Below are 22,005 nucleotides of genomic sequence, written 5' to 3' on the forward strand. Positions count from 1 at the left end.
AGTGGTGTCTAATGGTATTATATAATCTTCCGTTTTAGTTCTTTATACCTTGACCTCCCAATAGGTAGTATTTCCCCATTTTTAAGTTCAAGAAGATATTTACTGCCGGTATGAACAATGATTTCTTTTGCTTGATTAATCGGTACAATATAAGATTTATGAATGCGCTCAAAAGAGGCAGGAAGCAACTGTTCTAGTTTTTCGAGTGATTTATCATGAAGTGCTTTCTTTCCATTAAGTAAATGCAATTCGGTGTAAATACCGGCGCCTTTGATGTACCGGACTTCTTTAATATCAATCAATACGATGGAACCGGCCTTTTTAACAGCCAGGTATTCAAGTTTACCTTCAGATTTTGGCCCCGATGTAAATAAACGTCTGAATGCAAGGTTGAGGCGCTCCTGATCAAAGGGTTTAGGAACAAAATCCAACACGCCGTAAGCAAAAGCCGTAATCGCTTTTTCTGTATAAGCCGATATAATGATCGTATGAAAAGCGCTGGCGGTAACACTTTTAAGCAAATCGAATCCATCCTCACCATTTAAATTCAGATCCAGCAATAACAGATCGGGTGTATGTTCACTCAAATATTTAATGCCACCATTAACGGATTCGCAAACCACAAGATTTTGAATCGTTGATCCAAAGAATTCCCGACTCATCCGCGCTACCCTTTTGGCAATCCTTGCCTCATCTTCAACAAGTAGTATATTCATTATCCAGCATGTATTTTTATGCATGTAAGCCAACCTTCGGGTACGGCCTGCGATTCAAAAGTCCATTGATCACCATAGCTTTCGGTTAACCGTGCAGCAATGTATTGAAAACCTGTCCCTGTTTTTTTTTCAATTCTGTTTTCTCTGTTCCTGGCGATGGTTAGCAGCTTATATTGCTTGTTCCCGCGTTGCTTTTCAAAGCTCAGCTTAAAAGTAATGATCTTATCAATGCTGGGCATACTATGGGTAATGCCATTCTCCAAAATGGTATGGATAATTGCCGGGGGAATCAAATCCAGTTCATCAATACCTGACTGTTCCCATACATAATTAATTTCCTTTCTAAACTGCATAACCTTTAAATGTGCTTTACAAAGCGCTATTTCTTTGGCGACCGGGATTAAAGTTTCTTCTCCTATTTGATTTAAAATATCAAACTCTTTTGCCAGTGCTTGAATAAAAACAATACCATCTTTTGGCGATTCCTCTATCCAGTCGATCATAGAAGTCAGCGTATTTTTTATAAAATGGGGTTGAATATTTTTCTTTAGCAATTCCAATTTTAACCTCGAAGAAAGTATTAAAGAAGACTGGTGTTCTTTCTCGAGTAGTTTGGCTCTTATAGTGTGTAAATAAAGCATAGATAGTACAATTAGGGTATAACATATGAAAAGAAAAAAATCATAAACGATAAATGCACTCGCTACTGCACTCATCAGTAAACCAACAAATACTACCCAGGCACCTTTTACATTTCTAAATAACGCATTTACTACAATAATGAGCGAGAAAAACCACATGGTGTAACTAAACAACATGGCTGTCCAGTCGTAATGCCTGAAATTATCGATGTAAATCCAGATCAGAATCAGTAATTGCAGACCTAAAAGCCAGAACTTCTTTTTAAAGTAAAACTGAATGGTAAAATAGAAAGGGACAAGAAGGGAAATGGCAAAGGTAAGCCAGCCAACAATTTCCAACCGTGTGTAAAAGTGGCTGTAAGGAATGGTAATGTAAAACTTCACATGCTCAACCCCCAGCAGAGCAAAGAAAAGCAGACAAATGATTCCAAAAATTAGAACATCCAACTCTTTACGACTGCTGTTAATGTACAGGAGGAAATAATAGAAAGCTGCAACAAGAAAAGCACCTGCCATTAAATTCATATATGAAGTGGCAACTAGAGGTCTTTGAATCAATGCCTTATAATATTGTAGTTTAACATCAACACCTCTTAATTCTCCTGTATTAAAATGTTGTGCAGTTCTTAACGCTAATGTGTGTAAACCGGATCTGGCCAGTGAATCAGGCAACAAAAAATCGCTCATTTCGGTACCTGGTACCTCATGGATTTTATCTTTTGCAAACTCACCGTTTTTACCAACGAATACACCATCCCAGTAGACATCGAAGGAACCAAAACTGTGAATCCCTAAACCCACAGAAATACTGTCTTTAGGATCTCTGTTTGTGATGCGTACGTTAACTCTGGACCAAAAAACGGCAGTTTTTGGATCCCGTTCCTTCTCCCAGCCGCTGGTATCATAGTTCTTTTTTGCCCAGTTCAAATCGTCGCCGTTTTTATAGACGGCGTCTGTATATTCATAATGGAGATCCTGTTTACAGGATGACAAAAAGAGGGTTAGAAAGAATAAGAAGCGAAATTTAACCATAATGTAAAGCTAAACTGAATATAAGACAGAAAAATGTATTTCAAAAGGATATAGAGCCGTTGGCATGTTTTATTGTGTTTTGAACGGCCGCAGTCTTAATCTTGCCTCATGAAAAAACTACTCATCACTATCATGGTCTGTGTTATAGGCTCTACGATTAATGCACAGCAAAACAATCAAATACCATCAAAGGGATTGGTAAATGGCAAATTAACTGACCAAGCACAACTCGCACTGCCTTACGTAACTATTCAAGTTAAAAATATCCTTGGGAAACTTATTTTAAGCACCATTAGTGATGAGAAAGGAGAATTTCTTTTAGAAGGATTGCCTGAAGAAAATGTCATATTGGAATTTAGCCTAATAGGTTATAAGACCTTAAGTCGAAACGTTGAGCTAAGTCCTTCAGCCTATAAACTGGATATTGGAAATATTAGCCTTATGCAAGATACAACCGTTCTAAAAGAAGTTTCGATCACTGCAGAAAAAAGTATGATTAGTTTAAAACTGGATAAAAAGGTCTTTGAGGTTGGAAAAGACATCTTATCTCAAAGCGGTTCAGTTAACGATATATTAAACAGCGTACCATCTGTAGCGATAAATCCTGAAGGCGCAGTAAGGCTAAGAGGCAATAGCAATGTGATGGTTTTAATTAATGGTCGGCGTTCGGGATTAACGCAAAGCAATTCACTCGATCAGATCCCTGCCGGTCTAATTGATAAGATTGAGGTTATTTCCAATCCCTCTTCCCGTTACGATGCCGGAGGATCTGCCGGAATCATTAACATCATCCTTAAAAAGAATAAAATTGGTGGGCTAAATGGCCAGCTAAAGGTGGTAGGAGGGCTTCCTAATGATAACCGTATAAATCCCAGTTTGAATTATAAGTCAGATAAAATTAACCTGTTCTCTACGCTGGGCATCCGTTTATCGGATTATAAAGGTTTTTACAGCAGTAATCAAAGCGTGTTGGATAATGAACAGCAGCGTTTCTTAACTCAAACACAGGATGAAGACCGACATGATGACGGTAAATTGATATATCTCGGTGCTGACTATCTCATTAATGCACACAATACAATGACTGCAGCCTACTTTAAAAATGCGACTAAAGATCATGACAAAACCTGGTTCGATTATCAATATAGTAGCAGTACTCTGGATAGCAACTTAATCAGAAATGGTGAATCCCGAGAGAAAAGAGATTACAATCAATTAGAATTTAACTATACGCGCACATTCGAAAATGCACAAAAAAAATATACACTTGATATGCAATATGATTTTTGGAATAGCGACAAAACATGGGCGTTGACCACTGAGAAACACTTTCCACATCCCGAAACTTTGCCGGGTATCAGGACCAGTTCTATTGGCAGTAGTAAGGATTTCTTACTTCAAAGCGATTTAGAACAACCACTAACCGAAAAATCGATGCTTGAACTGGGGCTAAAACTCGAGAACAGAAAAGTAACAAGTGATTTTTATGCAGAACAACAACAAGGAGATCAATGGGTTATTTATTACAACATCAACAATAAACTTCAGTACAATGAACTGATTAGCAGTGCCTATGCTCAATTCAGCAATAAAGGTAAGAGGTTTTCTTATATGTTGGGTTTGCGTTCAGAACTTACCAAAATTAGTATTGAAGATCGACTAGGTGACTACCAAAATAAAAAAAATTACATCCGCATATTTCCTACGCTTAACCTGAGCTATCAGCTCAATGAAGAAACGACGACACAGTTTAGCTATAGCAAAAGAATTAATCGCCCATCATTATGGATGTTGTACCCATTTAATGAACTTACAGATCTTAACTCTCAATTTATTGGCAATCCTGCTCTAAACCCTTCGTATGCGGATGTGCTGGAACTTGGCTTATTGAAGCATTGGGGAGATTTAACCTTTAATCCTTCTGTCTACTACCAAAATAACTCTGATATTATCCAAATGTACACCTATCGGAATAACGATATATTTTATACTATTCCGGTTAATATTGACGGTGAGATCAGACAGGGGCTTGAGCTTTCTTTACTTTATAATCCATGGAAATGGTTACAGTTGAATGCCGAATTAAATGGTTATGAGTTCCAGCAAAAGGGGGTTTATCTGGGTCAGGATTTTAATTTTAATGGAAATGCCACAACAGGAAGGTTTAGCACTCAGGCAAAAATATCAACGATGATGAATTTACAGTTGCGTTACAATTATACAGGTGCAACAACCAATGCACAAAGCCATACCTGGTCCGTTCACTATCTGGATTTCGGACTAAGCAGGAATGCGCTGAAGGAAAAAATGACAATTACACTAGATGGAAGTAATGTACTCAATACGCGCAAAACTAAAACTTTAACCACTGGCGATAATTATATTTATAATCAGCTAAGTAACCCTAATGCTTCACGTTATCGTTTAACTATGGTTTATCGCTTTAATCTTAAAGATAGCCAATCGATTAGACAGGCAAAAAGCGGAAATAGAAACTAAAAATACCGTAAGGACTCATTTTTTTTGACTTTTTCTTAGATTGCATCACAAAATTGTCGTGCATGAAAACTTTAACAAAAGAAGATCAGGAAGCTATAACACCAATAATGGCGCTAAATTTATTGGAAGAGGGAAATAAACGATTTGTTAATAACCTGAAAATCAACCGAAATCTTTTACAGCAAGCAAATGAAACCTCAGATGGTCAACATCCGTTCGCTATAATTTTAAGTTGCATAGACAGTCGCACATCTGCGGAATTAATTTTTGACCAGGGTTTGGGTGATATTTTCAGTATCCGGATTGCAGGTAACATTATTAATGAGGACGTTTTAGGAAGCATGGAATTTGGCTGCAGGCTTGCAGGTGCAAAAATTATCGTTGTTCTGGGCCATACCAGGTGCGGAGCAATTAAAGGTGCCTGCGATCATGTGGAGATGGGCAACCTTACTTCTTTGCTCTCGAAAATCAGGCCTGCTGTGGATGATGAGCTGACCATAAAAGAGAACCGCAATTCTAACAACAGCGAATTTGTTGAAAAGGTAGCCGCTATAAATGTTAATAGGTCTGTTAAATCGATACTGGAGCGAAGTCCCATTCTCAAAGAAATGGTAGAAGGAGGCCAAATCGGAATCATCGGGGGCCTTCACGATATTACCACAGGAGTAGTTACATTTTATCCGGGAACGATAGATTTGGGTAAAAAGTGAAAAATAAAAATAGATTTGTGAAATGATAAATGGCCGTTTTATGGATATAAGGTATATTAATACTGCAGTAATATGTGCTGTTTTCATGTGTGTATTGCTATCATGTGGCGTTAAAAGAAGAGATGCAGATAAAAATGTTGCTCCTGCCGATGTTCAATTGGTAAACCCTGCATTACCTGGCGACAATCCGGATCCTTCAATTATAAGGATAGGCAAAGTTTATTATGCTACGTCAACTACTAATGAATGGGCACCTTATTTTACCATCTATAAATCGGTAGATTTAAAGAACTGGGTATTGGTTAACCATGTTTTCCCGGAGGGGTTCAAGGATATGAAGGATCAATGGGGAGAAAATAATTTCTGGGCTTCCGAACTGGCCTATGATGCAAAGCAGCATAGAATTTATGCCTATTATACTGCGCATAACAGGAAAGTCAAAGGAAACCCGGGCTTGCAGTGTGGCGTAGCCTGGATAGATGCCAATAAAATCGAAACGGGCAAATTCACAGACAATGGTCCTGTAATCATAGAAGATGATTGTGGAGCAATTGACGCTTTCGAATTTCAGGACAAGGGAAAAATTTATGCCTTCTGGAAAAATGACGGAAATGGTTGTGGGAAGGAAAGCTGGATTTGGGTGCAGGAAATCAATGAAAGCCGTACCAAATTGCTGGGTGAGAAAAGAAAAGTATACACAAACAGCCAACCTTGGGAGACCTCTCTGGTAGAGGGTGCTTGTTTTTTCAGAATGGGTGAGTACATCTATAGTTTATATGCGGTAGGAGGGTGTTGTGATGCTAAGTGTAATTATAAGACGGGAATTGCCCGGACAAAAGATCTAGCAGGAGGAAAATGGGAGAAGTATGATAAAAACCCTGTAATGGTTAGCAATGAACGATGGAACTGCCCTGGTCACGGCACTGTGGTTGAATCTGCAGACCACCGATTTTTTATGCTTTATCATGCGTTCAATAAAAACTATGATGTATTTGTAGGCAGAGAAGGTATACTTGAAGAATTAAAAACGGGGCCGGATGGCTGGCCGGTTCTTCATAATGCGACCATTCCAAATCGACCAAAAGCAGAACTGGATTTTTATGACGATTTTAAAAAGGACAATAAACTGAACCTAGCCTGGCAATGGCCATCGAAATTGCCAAAGCCGGATGTGAACTTCAATAATGGGCTTCATCTGGTATCTACGAACCAGAATCATGAGTTGGGAACATTTTTAGGGCAATATATTAAAACCGTGAATTTCAGCATTAGCACGAAAGTGACGCTTACGGAGGCACAAAGTGGGCTCTGTTTCGCAGGAGCCATTTTCAAAAGTAAGTGGCCAGGTGAGTTAGGAGGAATTGGAATAACAGCTGCTGAAGATGGTATAACAGTATATAATAATCTTGAGGGAAAATACCTTGTACTCAAACAAGTCAAAGAACAATCTCATGGATTAATTGAATTGAAAATGCAGATCAGCGGAGGTGGAAAACTAATAGATTTCTTTTATAAAAAGCCTCAGTTGGAATGGGTGAAATTCCATACTGCAACATTTGATGCGCCAAAATATGCACCATGGGGAATGGGGTATAGGGCTGGTATTGTAGCTAAAGGTTCAGGTCAGAAAGCGTTTTTCAATTCTTTCGAATTGAAAAATAATTAAAGAGTAATGCCATTTATGAGCCCTTTAACTCTACAACGATCTTTTGTCCTTTGTTTTTAAGGAGTTCAACAGGAAACTTAAATTCCACTCTTTTCAGATTCTCTACTTTCATATCATAGTCTAATGGGGGAGGATTTTCGGAAACCACCATGATCAAGACGCCCTCAGGTTGCTTGATCATGACTTTTAGGGTTTTTCCTTTTTGCTTTAGTAGAACTCCACCTTCTATGATTTCGGCATCTGCCTGGGTCATCATCGCCCAGGTTACGCTTTTTGTCTGTTCAGAAAGCTCCAGTATATCAGTGATTTCAAGGCTTTGGTCTCCCGTCCGTTTAAAATCTCTTTTAGCGCTCTTTAGCTGTCCCTTAAATACCGCAGAAAGGTCAAAACCTGCCTGAGGACGGTTACCTTTTCCTTTATAGTAGCTTAATGGTGCAAAACCCTTGGCCAAGTGCAGTTCATCATTGACCGTCAGCGTACTGTGCCCGAAATTGTTCTTGCTCAGCAGGGTCCAGCGCTTGCTTTGCTGGTTGCTGTCCCATAATCCATTAACACCTATAGCTTGCTCCAGCTCAAAGTAATTCTGCATCCCCAGATCTACAGACCACCTGACGCCATATAGGTCAAATACAAAAGAACCAGCATCCATGTTGCCATGGTTTAAATTTGCTGCACCGCCTTTGGCCCCAAGAAAATACCCATTGGGATCAGTTTTTCCACCACCAAATACAACAATTGGGTTGATTCCATCACCTTTGTAATTTGCAGGTAATTGATTTCCCATAGATTTTTTATGTTTTGCCAGCCAGGCCAGAACCATCCCATTAAATTTGGAACTGTTATAACCGCTGGTAGCTGACCTTGCTAGGGCTCCTAGAAATTTTTCCTTATCAAAATAGACATCATTGTTTGTCCTATTTGCAAACCACAACAGCAATTCCTGGTTTTCCAGACCATCATCTCCACTGCTGCCAGAATCAAAATAATTGAAATAAAGCCCACTTGAACCCACCAGTTTTTTCACAAAAAGCGCACTATTGACAAATCCGGGTGTGTTGGAAATACCAAAATCCGTTCCAAAAGCGCTTTCAAGTACATTGATAGTGATTAATGTATAACTGGTTCCATAGGACCAGTAAGATGCCCCTTCAGGATAGGCCCCGTCTGGCCCGTATGCCCTCAGTGCTCTTGGAATGTTCTGGATCATTCGGGAAATCAATTGTGCGGCTAAAGCAGGATCCTGATCGGCAATCATTACAGCCGCCGAAGTAATACCGCCATGACATACCTGGTTCCAATTGTTGTCCACTTTTACCCATCCGTTGAATTTTTCATTCAAACTGGGCTCTATGGCTTTGCTGATCAGGGCATCCTTTACCAGTCGTATAGTAGATTCCGGTAGGTCGCCCAGAGTCCAATCCAGCCCAATAGAAACCCCATAGGCCATTTCTCCAACATCCAGAAAATGGCTGGGGTTCCAATCTGAAAAATTGCAAACATTTAGCAATTCGGTATTTACCCGATCCAAGAACCGCTTTTCTTTTGATATGGCATAAACTGCAGCGAGTGTGCCGATTCGTGCAATTGCTTGCCTGGATACTCCAAGCAATCTCCTCCCTTCCAGCTTTCTTTCCAGAACTGCGACATCCAGCAGAGCAACTGCATTTTTATAAAGATATCCATAATAAGCTTTTGCAGTTTCATCCTTTTTTACGGCCTTTTTGATCTGCGCTAAACTTTCAGCAGTCAGGATCAGTTTCGGACCGTTATTTCGGAGGTTTTGTTTTACCCATGTTACTGTTACGTCCCTGGTTTCGCTAACAGGTTTTTGAGCAACACTTGCCAATGAAATGCTCAGGGTTAGAAGAAGAAGTGCGAGGATCGATTTCATGTTCCAAATTACATTTTTCTGTTGACAATCGCACTCAATTACCGGAAGTTGGTATTCTCAAGGTCAATATAATCTAAATCCCCAATGACCCTTTTATAAATAAAGCTGACCTTCCATCACAATCGCAGAGGAGCCGCTAACCCATATGCCATCGTTAGCTACATTTACGCAGATTGTAGATGGATGTTCTATATATTTTCCTTGCAGGATCTTATAGTCCCTGTTTTTTTTTATGTATCCAAGCGTTTCAAGATAGCCGGCCAGTGGTCCTGCGGCTGTTCCTGTGGCGGGATCTTCGTCGATTCCAATGCCTGGATTAAAAAACCTTGTCTCTGCGAGATAATTGTTTTCAATACCATTTACAGTAAATAAATAACAACCTTCAAAATCAAATTTTTCAGATAAGCCTTTCAATATGGGTTTATTGGAAACAGCATTTTTAAGTGTTCCCAGATCTTTTACAGGAACCATTAAATGAGGAACTTCTGTTTGTACAATATTGATGTCCCAACCATTCAAATCAAAGTCGGTAGTCTTTAATCCCAGGGCCTCGGTTAAGAGGTTGACTGGTACTTTGTTGATTATTTTAGAAGGGCGCTGTTTCATTGCAACATAAGGTAGTCCTGATTCCTCAGTGACTTTTAAAGGAATAGGGGTATCCTTTATCAATACCCAGGGTCTCCCTTGTTGATTTTTAAAGATATCCCATTTTTTTAATAATGCCAAACAGACGGCGCCCAAAAGGTTGTGCCCGGCGCCTGCTACCTCAAATTTTGCCGGGGTGAAAGACCGTACTTTGAAAACGCCTTCTTTCTCTGAATAGCTAACAAAAGAAGTTTCAGAATAGCCGAATTCCCTGGATATATCGTGGTACTGACTAAGGTTAAGCTCATCTTCTATATAAACAACTGACAGTTGGTTTCCCTTAAACCGCTGATCTGTAAAAACGTCCAGTACATAATAATCCAGTTTTTTCATATTTTTCATTGTTGATGATTAATAGCTCAAAACTAGAAATTACAGATCTTTTTTTGCTATCGGTTAACAATGGGTAACCGGTAACCTTGAGGTAACTAACAGGATTTCAGGATACGTCCATATGCCATTTGCTATCTATGAATACTGAACTTCTTCAGGTGTATCGGGCAATCGGTTTCAACTCTTTAGCTATCGCCTCAATAAGTTTAGGATTTATATCCGTTTCATCCATTACATTCCATTGTCCGTTTTTTTCGACCATAACTAAAGAATCGTTTTCCGGAAAAATGATACGGAGTCCTTGCTCCCCGTTATAATCTTCAGGTGCTGTCCTGAGTCTAACGGGCGTGTGATCTGTGGGGTTGACTATAGTAAATTTCATGAGCCTCCTTTTAAATTAACTGTTTTAATGGTTTTCAGGATTTAAGTAATCCTAAATAGCAACAAATTAAAAAACAAGAAGTTTGCCGATAGCAAGTTTTTTTTTGTTATCCTGAATTCTTATTTGAATACAGGAATAGCAGTCTGTACTTTTTTCGATTGCGAGTTTGCCTGTGTTTTCTGATTGCATTTACCCAGGAGCGAATAAATTACAATAAATATGATTATGGTAGACAAGCAGCCCCCACCTAACTTTTTAGCTCCCCAACCAGCTATAATTGCTCTGAAAAATTTATTCATGTTTATATTTTAAGAGGTAAACAGTTTAAAAATTCAAATGGTTTTGATTTAATGGCCTAATTTTGAAATATAAATTGCTATTTACCGTAAGCCGAAGCCGGGGGAATATGCTCTGCATCAGAGAATGCCCTCAGGTAAGCGGTTTTATACTCGGCCATCCCCACAACTTTATTCAGGGCACTTAAACTATGATATAGCCCAATTAATGACCAGCCATTTCCAGGGTTTAGTTCCAGATCCATTTTGTAAACCTGTGCTGCATTGGCGGGCTTCCCTTGCTTTAAAAGATAGGCTCCTAAAAATTGTCTTACAGGAATCGGCCAGTCCATTGGCTCAGCGTAGATCATTTCGTCTTCTATTTTTATGGCCTCTTGGAGGGTGTTAATGCCAGCTGTATTCTTTCTCTGATCTAATAGAATCACAGCATTTAAAATATTCTCTGCAATCTGTGCGCCTTGCAGTGCTGTATTAAAGGGGATACGCCTCTTTTTTAAAACAGGATCAGTTATTTTACTGCGCAACTGAATAAGTTGCACTTTTGCCAAATCCGGTTTACCTGTATACACATATGCCAACCCTTTGGCAAAATTATCCAATATTCTGGCATATGTCCAACGGACATCCGGCTGAACTGTATCCTTTAATATCTCATCCCACTTACCAAGTCTTACCAAGATAAACTTTGGCATCATGTACAAATATTGGGCATAGGTATCCTCATAAGTTGGCATAACACTTTTTCTGCACCTTATGGCATCCTGCATTCCTTTGGTGTACATTCCACCTGTTAACCCGCAAAAAGCCTGTACCGCAAAATAATGCGAGGAATGCTTGCTAAGGGAAAGATGCCTGGCCAGCGAATCATAACGCACAAGGCTTACATCTGCACTGTCATTGGCTTCTACACCTAATGCATACAAACCGTTTCTTTGATACACGTGGCTAGACATGTGAACCATGTGAGCCACGCCAGGAAAAAGATCTTTAAGCAGCCTTGCATTGTCCAAGGCACGATCAGGCTTACGAGAAGCTTCCGTTAAATGTATATAATAGTGTAAAGCAGCAGGATGTTGGGGATTTTCCTGTAATACGCTCTCGCATAAGCCCACTAATTCAGGCGTCCATTCTTTCGCAGATCCGTCGTTATTCCAGAAATCCCAGGGATGGCTCAACATAACCGCATCTATAAATAGCGTCTTGATGTCTGCATCCTGAGGATATATGGAAATAAGCGATTTCATACCTTGTGCATAGGCCATGTTCAGCTTCGTTTTTAGAGTATCGGCATCCGACAATGGATACCTGAGATTCATTACTTTCAGCAGATCGCGCTCTTTTGCTGATGCCTTATCTGCAGATTGGTTCATCAGCTTTAAAACTTCTGATATGTTTTTAGGAATGGTATAATTGTGGGCAGAATTATAGTAAGGACCCATTGCTAATGCTTGTCCCCAATAGGCCATAGCACTGTTAGGATCAAATCTGGCAGCTTCTTTAAAGGAAGCGAGGGCCTCCTTCATATGGTAACTATAATACATGGTTAATCCCTGATCAAAATAAACCTGAGCGCTGTCGCTAACCGTCGATATTTTATAAGAATAGTGCCCCCAGCCCGGCAGGTACATCATAAATTTGCCATTATCGACAGTATCAATATTTTCTGTGAAAGACAAAGAACCACATGTTGCTACAATTGCCTTACTATAATCCAATAGGTACAATGGCTTTTGGATATCTTTATCACCACTAGAAAAAAAGAGACAGCATATAAAAAGCAGCAATATTGTTTTCATAAGGATTCTTACAATTAATTAAAGCTCAATTAAATATACCATTTTTAGGGGGTCTTTTATATATATATTTTATAGCTTTAAGCATTTAAAATCATGAAAAGAATTTCCGGTAATGAGCGAAGACCAATTTAGACGATAAGGATATGAAAATATTAAAGGCGGCTGATGCATTTAACAAATCGGCAAAAATATATCAGGATAAGTTTATGGATGTTAGTTCCTATGGTGACTTACTCAATATCTTTTGTGATAATATAACAGCCGATAATGCCAGCATTTTAGACATTGCCTGTGGCCCTGGAAATATCACCAAATACTTGCTAAACAGGAGACCTGACTATAAAGTCTTAGGAATTGACTTGTCCTCGAAAATGCTCGAACTAGCCCAGGCTAATAACCCGACAGCTAAATTTGAGCTCATGGATTGCCGGGAGATTGATACGATCGAAGAGAAATTTGATGGAATCACGTGTGGCTTTTGCCTACCTTATTTGACGCGTAAGGAAGCTGTTGCGCTAATCGCTAGTGTTCCTGGATTATTAAATCCAGGTGGTGTGTTTTATTTGAGCACGATGGAGGAGGATGATGTTAATAAATCGCGATATCAAATATCAAGTACAGGTGATAAGGTATGGGTAAATTATCATCATGAGCGTTATTTAACTCAAGCCTTCCAGGAAAATAACTTTGAAATAATCAATTTAAAACATTTTACTTCTCCTGATAAGGATGGTCTGATGATTACTGATTTGATATTGATGGGGAAATTGTAGGTGTATGCGCTGACTTATTAAAGCGATTTTAGGCTACTTAAAATTACTTTGCAAAGTTTTACAACTGCGAAGACGATCAATCCGGCGAGAACCCCAATCCCGAACTCCTTAATGATCAAGGGAATACTTGGCAGCAAATGGTGTAGAAATTCAATGTTATGAACGAAAATACCGCCCGAAACTAAGATCAATGCAATTGTTCCTACCACGCCCAGAATTCTGATGATAACAGGCAGTGATTTAACAAGTAAATGACCAATTAGTGCAACAAAGCCCTTGTCACTGGAACGCTTGATCAATTTGTGCCCAGCATCATCCATTCTAACTATGATGGCAACGATACCATAAACACCTACGGTAGCCAGTAATGCAACTACCGAAACCGTTAAAATCTGAATAGGGAGGCTTTTTTCCAAGACACTTCCCAGTGCAATAATTACAATTTCTATGGACAGGATGAAATCAGTCATCACAGCAGACTTGACCTTTGCTTTTTCTGCTTCGATACCATCTTGTTTTACCGCTGTAATTACTTCATGATCCGCCTTCTTGCGATGAAAAAAGTATTCGATTATTTTTTCAACGCCCTCATAAGCGAGGAAAAAACCACCTAAAATTAAAATAATCTTTATCGCTATAGGAAAAAATGCATTGAGCAATAATGCAATCGGAACAATAATAATTTTGTTAACGAAGGACCCCTTGGTAATTGCCCAAAGCACTGGTATCTCTCTTGAAGCCAGAAACCCCGTTGCCTTTTCCGCATTCACGGCTAAATCATCCCCAAGGATCCCTGCAGTTTTTCTCGTTGCTATTTTAGCTGCCACAGAGACATCATCCATTAAAGCAGCAATATCATCTAAAATCGCAAAAAAACCTGAAGCCATATCGATCTCATTAATAATTAGGTTGCAAAATATCTTTAAAAACGTGATTTTAAAAGTAAAAAGATGATAATATTTTTCACATACCCCAATGCATAGTAAAGTCCGGATTACATTTTACGTTTATGTCTTTGTTCTTTTCGTCGGGCTTTCAGCATTTCTTTAATCTGAGCGTCTATTTTCTCTACAGCGGTAGTAAAAGCTACTGAATGAAGAATTGTACAATGTTTGTTCAAAAAAGCCATTGTCTCTTCAGGATAAATATTGCCAATCTCCCGAAGCGCCCATCCTAATCCTTTCTGAACAAAGTAATCTTTATCAGCAATTAATGGCCCCACCATATCTAGCAATTTTGCCGCAGGGAGGAGGGTTTTACGCTTCTTACTGTATAGCAGCATCCCAACCAATGACTGCCTACGCTCCCAAGGGTTTTCGGATTTGTTCCATAGCTTATACTGGCCGTATATCTCCTCCGGCATCTTTTCCATTAAATGTGCATAGATATCGGATAGTCCGTCAGAATGCGCCCAGTTGTCAATCTTTTTTACCCATAAGCGTACGACCTCCCAGAGTTCATTCGCATCGAGTTTTAACAAGTTCCTTTCAACAAAGTAGATGCATTGGCTTAGCACTTCGTAAACATCTGCATTTTTCCATATTGCATCCCAAACGGGAAGCTGATCCTGAAGAGTTAGTGTACTGAAAGTGTAGCCCGTTTTTAGTATTGACCGCTGCATAGGTACTGAAAGGCCAATGACTTCATACTGGGTTCCAATATAACTTTTGAGATCTGTATGTCCGGAGACTTTATCATAAGGTTGTTTTTCGATTAACCTGTTTATGATTTCGGATAAGTATTTTGATGTAGATATCATTTGATGTTTATCAATTTCAGGTATTTTTTATTGATTAGCTTTGTCATCCTGGAAAGATACTTCCCGGTAATCACAGAGAATCATATTTGCTATGTGCGTTCGATCATAAAATAAGCCAACTCTTGTTCATCTCTCTTGAGGTTATTTAACCGTCTAAGGCCTGCTTTTTCAAGAACCTTTTGTGAACCTATATTGTCCAGATCGGTTACAGCAACTACCTGATTGGTATCTGTATGTGTAAAGCAGTAGTCAATTAAAGCGCTGCTCGCTTCGCTGGCTATACCTTTCCCCCAATATTTTTTAGCCAAAACATATCCAATCTCAACCTGATCCGGCACATATTCAAAATGTCTTGTAAGATACATGCCCATAAAATCCAGGGTATGGATATCAAATATTCCCCATCGGCCTAGCGGGCCTTTGCTGTAATCTGCTATCGTGCTGTCAAACAATTCCAGGTATTGTGCCGTCGAGCGTTGAGGAATGTACCGGGTAACTTCTTCATCTTCAAAAAGCAGAACGAACAATTGCTTGTCTTCAGGTACAAATTCACGAATAATGATATTTTGGCTTTGATAAAGAATAGTCATACATAAATTTTATACAAAGATATAGAACCTATCATTTGCTTTGATGAAGATTATTCACCAGATTTTGGAACGGGCTCGACGTTGTAAAGGCATTTTAAAATAATTCTCTTTTAAATAAACATTTGCTAAGGTATATTTGTTGCAATTCAAAAATCCAAGTCGTATGAAACCAACTCAATATTCGTTCCTCTTTTTATGCCTTTTGTGTCTAGCTGCATGTAATATTTTTAAAAAGACTTCTGTACCACAAACAAGCAAAGACACTATGGAAACCAGTCAAATTACAGATCGTAAGTGGAAGTTAGTTGAACTTGCAGGTAAACCGGTGGCAGATAAGATAAATGGTAAAGAACCATTTCTTTTGCTTCAAAAAAGTGACAGCCGTTATTCTGCTTCTGGAGGCTGTAATGGGATAGGTGGTGAGTTTAAATTACAAGAGAATGGAAGGATAAAATTTTCACAGGGAATGTCCACTATGATGGCTTGTGAAAACATGGAGATTGAAAATGGTTTAACTAAAGCCTTGATTGCCGCTGATAATTACAGTATTAACGGAGATGATTTATCTTTAAATAAAGCCAGAATGGCACCCCTGGCTCGCTTTAAGGCCGTTAAGTAATTTAAAGATCTATATTCAGATTGCGGAAAATTGCTTAATGTAATTTCTCATTGTGAAATCTACCGTAAACCCCATGTTCAGATAGATATTTTTACCTAATTCTGAAGCTTGCAAGTAGGCATATGTTAACTGATTATCTATGGCTTTATTTAAGATGTATGCCATCGTTTCTTCAGCAAATCCTCTTTTCCTCATCTGTGGAATAATTCCCAGTCCGTGTATGCCAATTGCATTTTCGGTCTGCATGGTAAGGACTGTTCCTATTGGTGTTTTATCCAAATAAATGGTATAATAGGTTATTTGATTGCATGTTTTGATTAGTATTTCAGGATTAATATTATACTTAAAAGATTCCGGATATAAATCTGTCCAGGTTTTTGCCTGTTCGGGCTGATATACCTGCTCAAAAGTTAACCGCTGTTCTTGGTTAAATTTTTGGTCAAGGTGCATGGACATGCCAATTTGTGCTGATTTTTGCTCAAATCCGCTATATTCAATTAGTTTATACCTGGTGCTTTCTGTATCATCCCAATACGAAAACGATAAACTAATGGGAGAGGAGTTGATAATTTCCAGAATTTCCTTTAAGGCTGATTCATCTAATTGTTGCTTCAGCCAGAGACGATTTGGCCAGTCCGAATTTGGAATGCGGACATAACTAAGTTGTTCATCGGTAAAAAATCCATTGAACGGACTACTGGCTTTTTCCCAGAGCGTAATTAAGTTTTTGATGTTTAGCAAGGCATGTTCATTCATAGTGCTTATTTTGAATTTATGAGTAGTATTCCAGCCATCATGGCCATAATTCCTATTATCTTTTTTACGGTTATTGGTTCTAATGGTAAATTTAACCAACCAAAGTGTGTGGCGATAGCCGAAAAAATAAGTTGGCCGCATAATCCTAATGAGATCATTTTAGAAAGCCCTAGCTTAGGAATGCTATAAAAATAAAGGCTAATTCCGACAACACTGAAAAGCCCCCCTGTAAACCATAAATACCAGGGAACTTTTTTAATCAGGCTAGTGTTTGGTATTTCACTTGAAATCAACAAAACAAAAACCGAGGCAAAAAGCAGACTACTGAAGGATGTGGCTATAGTAGCAAGTAGTGGTTTTTTAAGCAAAACACCCAGATGTGCATTAAACCCTGCCTGAATAGCTAAAAAGATACCGCCCAAAAATGCGGCTATGGATACTAATTGTTGATTCATATAGCGAAGTTAGATTGATGTTTTTCAATTTCACTTTACATATGTTGATTGGTCTATTTATTTTTTATTTCCCTTCTGATTCTGCTTAGCTGCGTTGCCGTAATTCCTAAATGGGAAGCGATATGCTGTAATGGAATCCTTTTGTCGATACCTGGATGTTTTGTCAGCATTTTTAAGTAGCGGATACTGGCGGTTTCCATTACGATAGATATTTCTCGCTGTTCTTTATCTATAACCCAATTTTTTTCGAGATAAGCAATATAGAAATTTTTCAAATCGTCCCGCTGGTCGATAAGTTCTTTGTATTTTTCATGATTGATCGTAATAACTGTACTGTCTTCTATTGCCTGTAACGTAAATTGGGATGGAATTTTCAGCAATGCGGAAACGGTAGAACCTGCAAATTGCCGCTCCAGGAAAATATTTTTATTATAGGTATTTCCCTGCACATCACTAAAATACGCGATAAGCGCTCCTTTACAGACAAAGTATAATGACTTGGATATCTGTCCTTCTTTTAATAAGAATTCATTTTTTTTAATGGTCTGTATACGGATCAGAGATACGAGTAATGAAAATGATTCTTCAGAAATTGTATGGTAATTCCCTATGATAGTCTTAAATGTTGATAGGTATAGTTCTTCGTTAATCACTTTTATGTTTTAAAATTTAGCCACAGTGCGTGTTATTTCAAGAGAGTTGCAGGTAAACTGGTTATTTGCTGAATCTTTATTCCTTTATAATAGACTTCTGCACCTTCCGATTGTATTTGAATTTTCCCTTTTCTTAGTGGTGATTCATTTCCGTCATCGATTTGCTTGTTGCAGTAAAGGACCATCATTACTTTGCCATTCATCACATGGACACTAGTATCTCCATAACAGTATAAATCAACTGTATTCCATTCACCAGATGGTCTTTCTGCATCACTCATTTTTTTACAGAATCTACCGATCTGGCTGTCTTCTCGGAAGCTAATAAGCTTTCCTTCCGGACGATAAGTATAGTTTTTCCCTTCTTTAATTGCAGGAATATCTGCTGCACCACCAGCAACTCCCCAATAATCGCCACAGTTACCTTCATCAATCTGAAATTCTTGTGAACGCATCCATGACCCATAATCAGCCCCATATTTACCTACCGAATGATATAGCAACCCACTGTCTTTGTTCGAATTCTTCTTTTGTCCCCATTTCAGATTTCCCCATTTAAACTGTAGTTGTAAATGGTAATTCTCATATTCTTTTTTGGTAGAGATTGCACCCCAGCTTTCACCCGAGATGCGGATGATATTTTCTTCGCCTTGTTTTATCACTGTAAATACCTTCTTAGGGTCATTATTTAAACCAATGGGTATACCTGTAAGGGGTTTACCTGAGTCATCATAATCGGGAGCCAGGTAGGTATCCCATTCTTTCAGATCTTTTCCATTAAAAAGCGTTTGCCAGGATGGGGTCTTTTGCGTGGTAAAGCCCAGGGCTGATATCCCTAACAAAAGTATCGGCAGGAGTTTTAAAAGTTTCATATCAGGTTATTTTAAATCTATTCAAGATACAGATTTTTATGATTCAAAGTGGATGAACAAATCCAAACCTGGATTGTTTTATGAAATGAGATAGTTATTGAATCCTAATTACTAAAATTATGCTACATAATATAAAAAGTCTGATCGGTTTCACTATGGGTGCTACCGACGGAGAAATTGGGAAAGTTGATGAGTTTTATTTTGATGATGAAACTTGGACCATACGTTACCTCATTGTAAAAACAGGTGGTTGGCTAATGGACCGTAAAGTACTTATTTCTCCGGGAGCCTTGAAGGATCCTGATTGGAAAAACAAGTCCTTCCCGATTAAACTCACCAAGCAACAAATTAAAGAGAGTCCCGACATAGATACAGAAAAGCCTGTATCCCGCCAGCAAGAGCTCGCCTTATACAGCCATTACGAATGGCCATACGGCGATCCTACAGGCGGAGGATTTTATGGGCAACTGGGTATGGCAGGAATGATTGAATCGAGAGTGCCTTTAGAGGCGTCCATCGCAGCGCGTAATAAAAAAGAGCCTGGAGATCCTCATTTGCGCAGCATCAGCGAAGTTAAAAGGTATCACATCCACGCCACGAATGGAGAGATAGGCAAAGTAGCTGATATTATTGTCGATGAGTATTGGAGAATCCGTTTTCTGATTGTCGATACCGGTAGCTGGTTTCCGGGGAAAAAAGTTCTGCTTTCGCCCGAATGGATAAAAGAGGTTAGTTGGGCAGACTCGTCTGTGGAAGTAGATGTTTCGGTGGAAGCGGTAAAAAATAGCCCGAAGTATGACCCTGACCAACCCATGGCTGAAAATTATGAAACAGACCTTTTCCGGCATTACGATAAATAGGTTAAGATTACTTTACGCCAAAATTTTCAATTTAAAGAGAAGTTTCAATAAAGTCTATTAATTTAGTAGTATTTATTTATATTTGTTTTGTATCAAATTTAGTTGAACAATTAATATGAAAAAAATACTATCATTTATTGGCGGCATGTTACCTCTGATAGCTGTTGCTCAGCAACCATTTACATTTAGTGGAGAGATCAAAGGACTCCGAACAGGAGAAAAACTTTTTCTTACTTACAGTGTAGAAGGGAAAAACAAAGCAGACTCAGCAATAGTTACTGATGGAAAATTTAACTTTAATGGGAGCATTAAAGATCCATCAAAAAGTACTCTTTACAGAAAAGATGCGATTAAGGGAAATAGGGTAGACGTACTATCATTTTATATCGAACCTGGAAACATAAAACTTACCGGCACTGACTCATTAAAACATTCCCTGATCAATGGATCAAAAGTTAATGCAGATAATTATTTGCTTAAAGCGGCGTCAAAAAAGGTACAGGATAAACTTACTTCGCTTGGAGAAGAATATGCAAAATTCACTGTTGAACAGAAAAAAGATGAACCCTTCCTTGAAGGATTCTATAAGCGTTATGACAACACTTCCGCTGAGTTATTTCCTATATATCTGGACTTTGCAAGTAGGCATCCAAATTCATTCGTTAGTCTAACAGTGCTTTCACAGTTGGCTTCTGATGAAACATTACAAAGTGATGCGGAAAAAGTGTATCAAAATCTCTCGTCTGGAATTCGTCAAACTTACTACGGCCAGCAAGTTGGAGTTCTATTTGCTGCTGCAAAAAGGACTAAAATTGGTTCACAAGCGCCTGACTTCACCCAGAATAATATCTATGATAACCCGGTGAAGCTCTCGGACTTTAAAGGGAAATATGTTTTGTTAGACTTCTGGGCTTCATGGTGTGGGCCCTGCCGCCGCGAAAATCCTAATGTGGTTGCAGCTTACGAAAAATTTAAAGACAAAGGATTTACTGTGTTGGGTATTTCATTAGATCAGCCAGGTAAAAAGGATGCGTGGTTAAAAGCAATTGAAGATGATAAATTGACATGGACACATGTTTCAGATCTTAAGTATTGGGATAATGAAGTCGCTAAATTATATGGTGTGAGGTCTATACCCGGTAATTTTTTATTAGATCCCTCAGGAAAGATAGTTGCCAAAGGTTTGCGAGGTGCTGATTTGCAGAATAAGTTGCTGGAGTTGCTGGATTCAAAAACCAAATGATACTGAATATTTTAATTAAGTTCTTCTTAATGGGAACTCCAGATGGCATTGATGAGGCCTCTACACCTCATAAAGACAAATGGTATCAGGAGTTTCATATCAATATGCTAGATGCTACTGTTAGTCTCACATACTCAATAACGATAATTTTTATCTCTATATCTGACTAACCACAAAGAAGTAAGGTTTTCCAATTCACCTCTACAATCACTTCTATTAAATATATTTAATTATTTTTATATCAACTATTTAATACATTTTCATGAAAGAATTAGATTAACTTTGATTTTAGCCATTTTTTAAGGAAACCCATAAAATATTGAGTATATCATTAAAGTTAATAATGACGCCACTATTAAATGAATGGGTTAAAGCAAATCTCCCAGTAATTGTGCTCCGGGTCGGCTATTATTCCAGCATACCCACCCCAAAATACTTTTGCTGGTTTTTTAATAATATTAACTTGTTTACTTTCCAGCTCCATAAACAGCTCATCTGTTTCTTTTAAAGATCCGGTATAGATAGTTAGGTAAACTTTAGGTAGGATTTCCGTTGTAACTGGTTCACTACCTAAATAACGAGCATGGTCTTCCGCTTGGTAAATGCTTAGCAACAAACCATGCTTGAGCCTAAACATAACAATATCCGTGCTTTCCGACTGGATTTCCCAGCCAAAAGTATCTATGTAAAATGTTTTAAGTTTAAGCAAGTCTTGAGCTGCAATAGTAACTGCATTGATCTGTGTTCTCATCATTAAGGTATATTCTTTGGTTAACCAAACTTATGGATATGTGACAAAAGAAACCAGTTATTTTGAT

The 22,005-nt window shown here is 38.5% G+C and carries 23 protein-coding genes; 8 read left to right on the forward strand and 15 right to left on the reverse strand.

Annotation, left to right across the window (positions count from 1 at the left end):
- Nucleotides 1–17: 17 nt before the first annotated feature.
- Together HQN86_RS20910 and HQN86_RS20915 are read right to left on the reverse strand one after the other, a co-directional pair.
- Nucleotides 18–716 (reverse strand): LytR/AlgR family response regulator transcription factor, encoded by a 699-nt coding sequence (locus tag HQN86_RS20910; RefSeq protein WP_172662831.1) that lies wholly within the window; start codon nt 714–716, stop codon nt 18–20.
- Entirely contained in the window at nt 716–2,350 is a 1,635-nt protein-coding gene (locus HQN86_RS20915; protein ID WP_216854474.1) for a histidine kinase, read from the reverse strand. Before HQN86_RS20915 ends, HQN86_RS20910 begins: the two co-directional genes overlap by 1 nt.
- A 147-nt stretch (nt 2,351–2,497) precedes the next feature.
- Here HQN86_RS20915 and HQN86_RS20920 point away from each other — a divergent pair, with 147 nt between their 5' ends.
- Genes HQN86_RS20920 through HQN86_RS20930 form a run of 3 tightly spaced genes read left to right on the forward strand, consistent with a single transcriptional unit; the run spans nt 2,498 to nt 7,264 of the window.
- Nucleotides 2,498–4,888 (forward strand): outer membrane beta-barrel family protein, encoded by a 2,391-nt coding sequence (locus HQN86_RS20920; protein WP_172662832.1) that lies wholly within the window; start codon nt 2,498–2,500, stop codon nt 4,886–4,888.
- A 53-nt stretch (nt 4,889–4,941) separates the two neighbouring features.
- On the forward strand, nt 4,942–5,598 hold the full coding sequence (locus HQN86_RS20925; protein ID WP_262889307.1) for a carbonic anhydrase family protein: 657 nt from the start codon (nt 4,942–4,944) through the stop codon (nt 5,596–5,598).
- A 40-nt stretch (nt 5,599–5,638) separates the two neighbouring features.
- The gene (locus tag HQN86_RS20930; RefSeq protein WP_172662834.1) at nt 5,639–7,264 is read left to right on the forward strand and encodes a glycoside hydrolase family 43 protein; all 1,626 of its coding nucleotides are present in this window, start codon (nt 5,639–5,641) and stop codon (nt 7,262–7,264) included.
- Nucleotides 7,265–7,277: 13 nt separating this feature from the next.
- On the opposite strand, the gene HQN86_RS20935 is transcribed toward HQN86_RS20930, so the two are convergent.
- The 5 genes from HQN86_RS20935 to HQN86_RS20955 form a co-directional block, all read right to left on the reverse strand.
- On the reverse strand, nt 7,278–9,155 hold the full coding sequence (locus HQN86_RS20935) for a heparinase II/III domain-containing protein (protein ID WP_172662835.1): 1,878 nt from the start codon (nt 9,153–9,155) through the stop codon (nt 7,278–7,280).
- 93 nt (nt 9,156–9,248) lie between these two features.
- Nucleotides 9,249–10,133, reverse strand: a complete 885-nt coding sequence (locus HQN86_RS20940) for a PhzF family phenazine biosynthesis protein (protein WP_216854475.1) — start codon at nt 10,131–10,133, stop codon at nt 9,249–9,251.
- 154 nt (nt 10,134–10,287) lie between these two features.
- Nucleotides 10,288–10,515, reverse strand: coding sequence for a hypothetical protein (locus HQN86_RS20945; protein WP_172662837.1), 228 nt, complete (start codon nt 10,513–10,515; stop codon nt 10,288–10,290).
- Nucleotides 10,516–10,634: 119 nt separating this feature from the next.
- The gene (locus HQN86_RS20950) at nt 10,635–10,814 is read right to left on the reverse strand and encodes a hypothetical protein (RefSeq protein WP_172662838.1); all 180 of its coding nucleotides are present in this window, start codon (nt 10,812–10,814) and stop codon (nt 10,635–10,637) included.
- A 77-nt stretch (nt 10,815–10,891) separates the two neighbouring features.
- The gene (locus HQN86_RS20955; RefSeq protein ID WP_172662839.1) at nt 10,892–12,607 is read right to left on the reverse strand and encodes a tetratricopeptide repeat protein; all 1,716 of its coding nucleotides are present in this window, start codon (nt 12,605–12,607) and stop codon (nt 10,892–10,894) included.
- A 143-nt stretch (nt 12,608–12,750) separates the two neighbouring features.
- Between HQN86_RS20955 and HQN86_RS20960 the strand changes: the two genes are divergently transcribed.
- Nucleotides 12,751–13,380 (forward strand): class I SAM-dependent methyltransferase, encoded by a 630-nt coding sequence (locus HQN86_RS20960; RefSeq protein WP_172662840.1) that lies wholly within the window; start codon nt 12,751–12,753, stop codon nt 13,378–13,380.
- A 17-nt stretch (nt 13,381–13,397) separates the two neighbouring features.
- Here the strand turns inward: HQN86_RS20960 and HQN86_RS20965 are convergent, their stop codons facing one another.
- From HQN86_RS20965 to HQN86_RS20975, 3 genes are all read right to left on the reverse strand, one after another.
- Nucleotides 13,398–14,267: a DUF808 domain-containing protein gene (locus HQN86_RS20965; protein WP_172662841.1), complete on the reverse strand. Its 870-nt coding sequence runs from the start codon at nt 14,265–14,267 to the stop codon at nt 13,398–13,400.
- Between the two features lie 107 nt (nt 14,268–14,374).
- Nucleotides 14,375–15,139, reverse strand: coding sequence for a DNA alkylation repair protein (locus HQN86_RS20970; protein WP_172662842.1), 765 nt, complete (start codon nt 15,137–15,139; stop codon nt 14,375–14,377).
- An 89-nt stretch (nt 15,140–15,228) separates the two neighbouring features.
- Nucleotides 15,229–15,729 carry a GNAT family N-acetyltransferase gene (locus HQN86_RS20975; RefSeq protein ID WP_172662843.1) on the reverse strand — a complete coding sequence of 167 codons (501 nt, stop codon included), beginning with the start codon at nt 15,727–15,729 and terminating at the stop codon, nt 15,229–15,231.
- Nucleotides 15,730–15,994: 265 nt separating this feature from the next.
- Here HQN86_RS20975 and HQN86_RS20980 point away from each other — a divergent pair, with 265 nt between their 5' ends.
- The gene (locus tag HQN86_RS20980; RefSeq protein WP_246269700.1) at nt 15,995–16,348 is read left to right on the forward strand and encodes an META domain-containing protein; all 354 of its coding nucleotides are present in this window, start codon (nt 15,995–15,997) and stop codon (nt 16,346–16,348) included.
- Nucleotides 16,349–16,363: 15 nt separating this feature from the next.
- Here HQN86_RS20980 and HQN86_RS20985 read toward each other — a convergent pair whose 3' ends face one another.
- From HQN86_RS20985 to HQN86_RS21000, 4 genes are read right to left on the reverse strand one after another with little or no spacing between them, the layout of a single operon-like run.
- Nucleotides 16,364–17,104, reverse strand: coding sequence for a GNAT family N-acetyltransferase (locus tag HQN86_RS20985; RefSeq protein ID WP_172662845.1), 741 nt, complete (start codon nt 17,102–17,104; stop codon nt 16,364–16,366).
- A gap of 5 nt (nt 17,105–17,109) precedes the next feature.
- Nucleotides 17,110–17,559 carry a DMT family transporter gene (locus tag HQN86_RS20990; RefSeq protein ID WP_172662846.1) on the reverse strand — a complete coding sequence of 150 codons (450 nt, stop codon included), beginning with the start codon at nt 17,557–17,559 and terminating at the stop codon, nt 17,110–17,112.
- 53 nt (nt 17,560–17,612) lie between these two features.
- Nucleotides 17,613–18,212: a Crp/Fnr family transcriptional regulator gene (locus HQN86_RS20995; protein WP_216854476.1), complete on the reverse strand. Its 600-nt coding sequence runs from the start codon at nt 18,210–18,212 to the stop codon at nt 17,613–17,615.
- A 32-nt stretch (nt 18,213–18,244) separates the two neighbouring features.
- A complete protein-coding gene (locus HQN86_RS21000; RefSeq protein WP_172662847.1) occupies nt 18,245–19,084 on the reverse strand; it encodes a 3-keto-disaccharide hydrolase in 840 nt (279 codons plus the stop codon).
- Between the two features lie 119 nt (nt 19,085–19,203).
- On the opposite strand from HQN86_RS21000, the gene HQN86_RS21005 reads away from it, so the two are divergent.
- The 3 genes from HQN86_RS21005 (at nt 19,204) to HQN86_RS21015 (ending at nt 21,357) form a co-directional block, all read left to right on the forward strand.
- On the forward strand, nt 19,204–19,944 hold the full coding sequence (locus HQN86_RS21005) for a PRC-barrel domain-containing protein (RefSeq protein WP_172662848.1): 741 nt from the start codon (nt 19,204–19,206) through the stop codon (nt 19,942–19,944).
- A 115-nt stretch (nt 19,945–20,059) separates the two neighbouring features.
- A complete protein-coding gene (locus tag HQN86_RS21010; RefSeq protein ID WP_172662849.1) occupies nt 20,060–21,187 on the forward strand; it encodes a TlpA disulfide reductase family protein in 1,128 nt (375 codons plus the stop codon).
- Nucleotides 21,184–21,357 carry a hypothetical protein gene (locus tag HQN86_RS21015; protein WP_172662850.1) on the forward strand — a complete coding sequence of 58 codons (174 nt, stop codon included), beginning with the start codon at nt 21,184–21,186 and terminating at the stop codon, nt 21,355–21,357. The genes HQN86_RS21010 and HQN86_RS21015 overlap by 4 nt, the downstream gene beginning before the upstream one ends.
- 185 nt (nt 21,358–21,542) lie before the next feature.
- Here the strand turns inward: HQN86_RS21015 and HQN86_RS21020 are convergent, their stop codons facing one another.
- Entirely contained in the window at nt 21,543–21,941 is a 399-nt protein-coding gene (locus tag HQN86_RS21020) for a VOC family protein (protein WP_216854477.1), read from the reverse strand.
- Nucleotides 21,942–22,005 lie beyond the last annotated feature (64 nt).

It is taken from the genome of Pedobacter panaciterrae (assembly GCF_013204795.1).
Lineage (GTDB): Bacteria > Bacteroidota > Bacteroidia > Sphingobacteriales > Sphingobacteriaceae > Pedobacter > Pedobacter panaciterrae.

Bases quoted from the DNA above. Each gene is read 5' to 3' on its own strand.
- HQN86_RS20910 (WP_172662831.1), bottom strand. From the start codon at position 716: ATGAATATACTACTTGTTGAAGATGAGGCAAGGATTGCCAAAAGGGTA.
- HQN86_RS20920 (WP_172662832.1), top strand. From the start codon at position 2,498: ATGAAAAAACTACTCATCACTATCATGGTCTGTGTTATAGGCTCTACG.
- HQN86_RS20930 (WP_172662834.1), top strand. From the start codon at position 5,639: ATGGATATAAGGTATATTAATACTGCAGTAATATGTGCTGTTTTCATG.
- HQN86_RS20935 (WP_172662835.1), bottom strand. From the start codon at position 9,155: ATGAAATCGATCCTCGCACTTCTTCTTCTAACCCTGAGCATTTCATTG.
- HQN86_RS20940 (WP_216854475.1), bottom strand. From the start codon at position 10,133: ATGAAAAAACTGGATTATTATGTACTGGACGTTTTTACAGATCAGCGG.
- HQN86_RS20945 (WP_172662837.1), bottom strand. From the start codon at position 10,515: ATGAAATTTACTATAGTCAACCCCACAGATCACACGCCCGTTAGACTC.
- HQN86_RS20950 (WP_172662838.1), bottom strand. From the start codon at position 10,814: ATGAATAAATTTTTCAGAGCAATTATAGCTGGTTGGGGAGCTAAAAAG.
- HQN86_RS20955 (WP_172662839.1), bottom strand. From the start codon at position 12,607: ATGAAAACAATATTGCTGCTTTTTATATGCTGTCTCTTTTTTTCTAGT.
- HQN86_RS20960 (WP_172662840.1), top strand. From the start codon at position 12,751: ATGAAAATATTAAAGGCGGCTGATGCATTTAACAAATCGGCAAAAATA.
- HQN86_RS20965 (WP_172662841.1), bottom strand. From the start codon at position 14,267: ATGGCTTCAGGTTTTTTTGCGATTTTAGATGATATTGCTGCTTTAATG.
- HQN86_RS20970 (WP_172662842.1), bottom strand. From the start codon at position 15,139: ATGATATCTACATCAAAATACTTATCCGAAATCATAAACAGGTTAATC.
- HQN86_RS20975 (WP_172662843.1), bottom strand. From the start codon at position 15,729: ATGACTATTCTTTATCAAAGCCAAAATATCATTATTCGTGAATTTGTA.
- HQN86_RS20980 (WP_246269700.1), top strand. From the start codon at position 15,995: ATGGAAACCAGTCAAATTACAGATCGTAAGTGGAAGTTAGTTGAACTT.
- HQN86_RS20985 (WP_172662845.1), bottom strand. From the start codon at position 17,104: ATGAATGAACATGCCTTGCTAAACATCAAAAACTTAATTACGCTCTGG.
- HQN86_RS20990 (WP_172662846.1), bottom strand. From the start codon at position 17,559: ATGAATCAACAATTAGTATCCATAGCCGCATTTTTGGGCGGTATCTTT.
- HQN86_RS21000 (WP_172662847.1), bottom strand. From the start codon at position 19,084: ATGAAACTTTTAAAACTCCTGCCGATACTTTTGTTAGGGATATCAGCC.
- HQN86_RS21005 (WP_172662848.1), top strand. From the start codon at position 19,204: ATGCTACATAATATAAAAAGTCTGATCGGTTTCACTATGGGTGCTACC.
- HQN86_RS21010 (WP_172662849.1), top strand. From the start codon at position 20,060: ATGAAAAAAATACTATCATTTATTGGCGGCATGTTACCTCTGATAGCT.
- HQN86_RS21015 (WP_172662850.1), top strand. From the start codon at position 21,184: ATGATACTGAATATTTTAATTAAGTTCTTCTTAATGGGAACTCCAGAT.
- HQN86_RS21020 (WP_216854477.1), bottom strand. From the start codon at position 21,941: ATGATGAGAACACAGATCAATGCAGTTACTATTGCAGCTCAAGACTTG.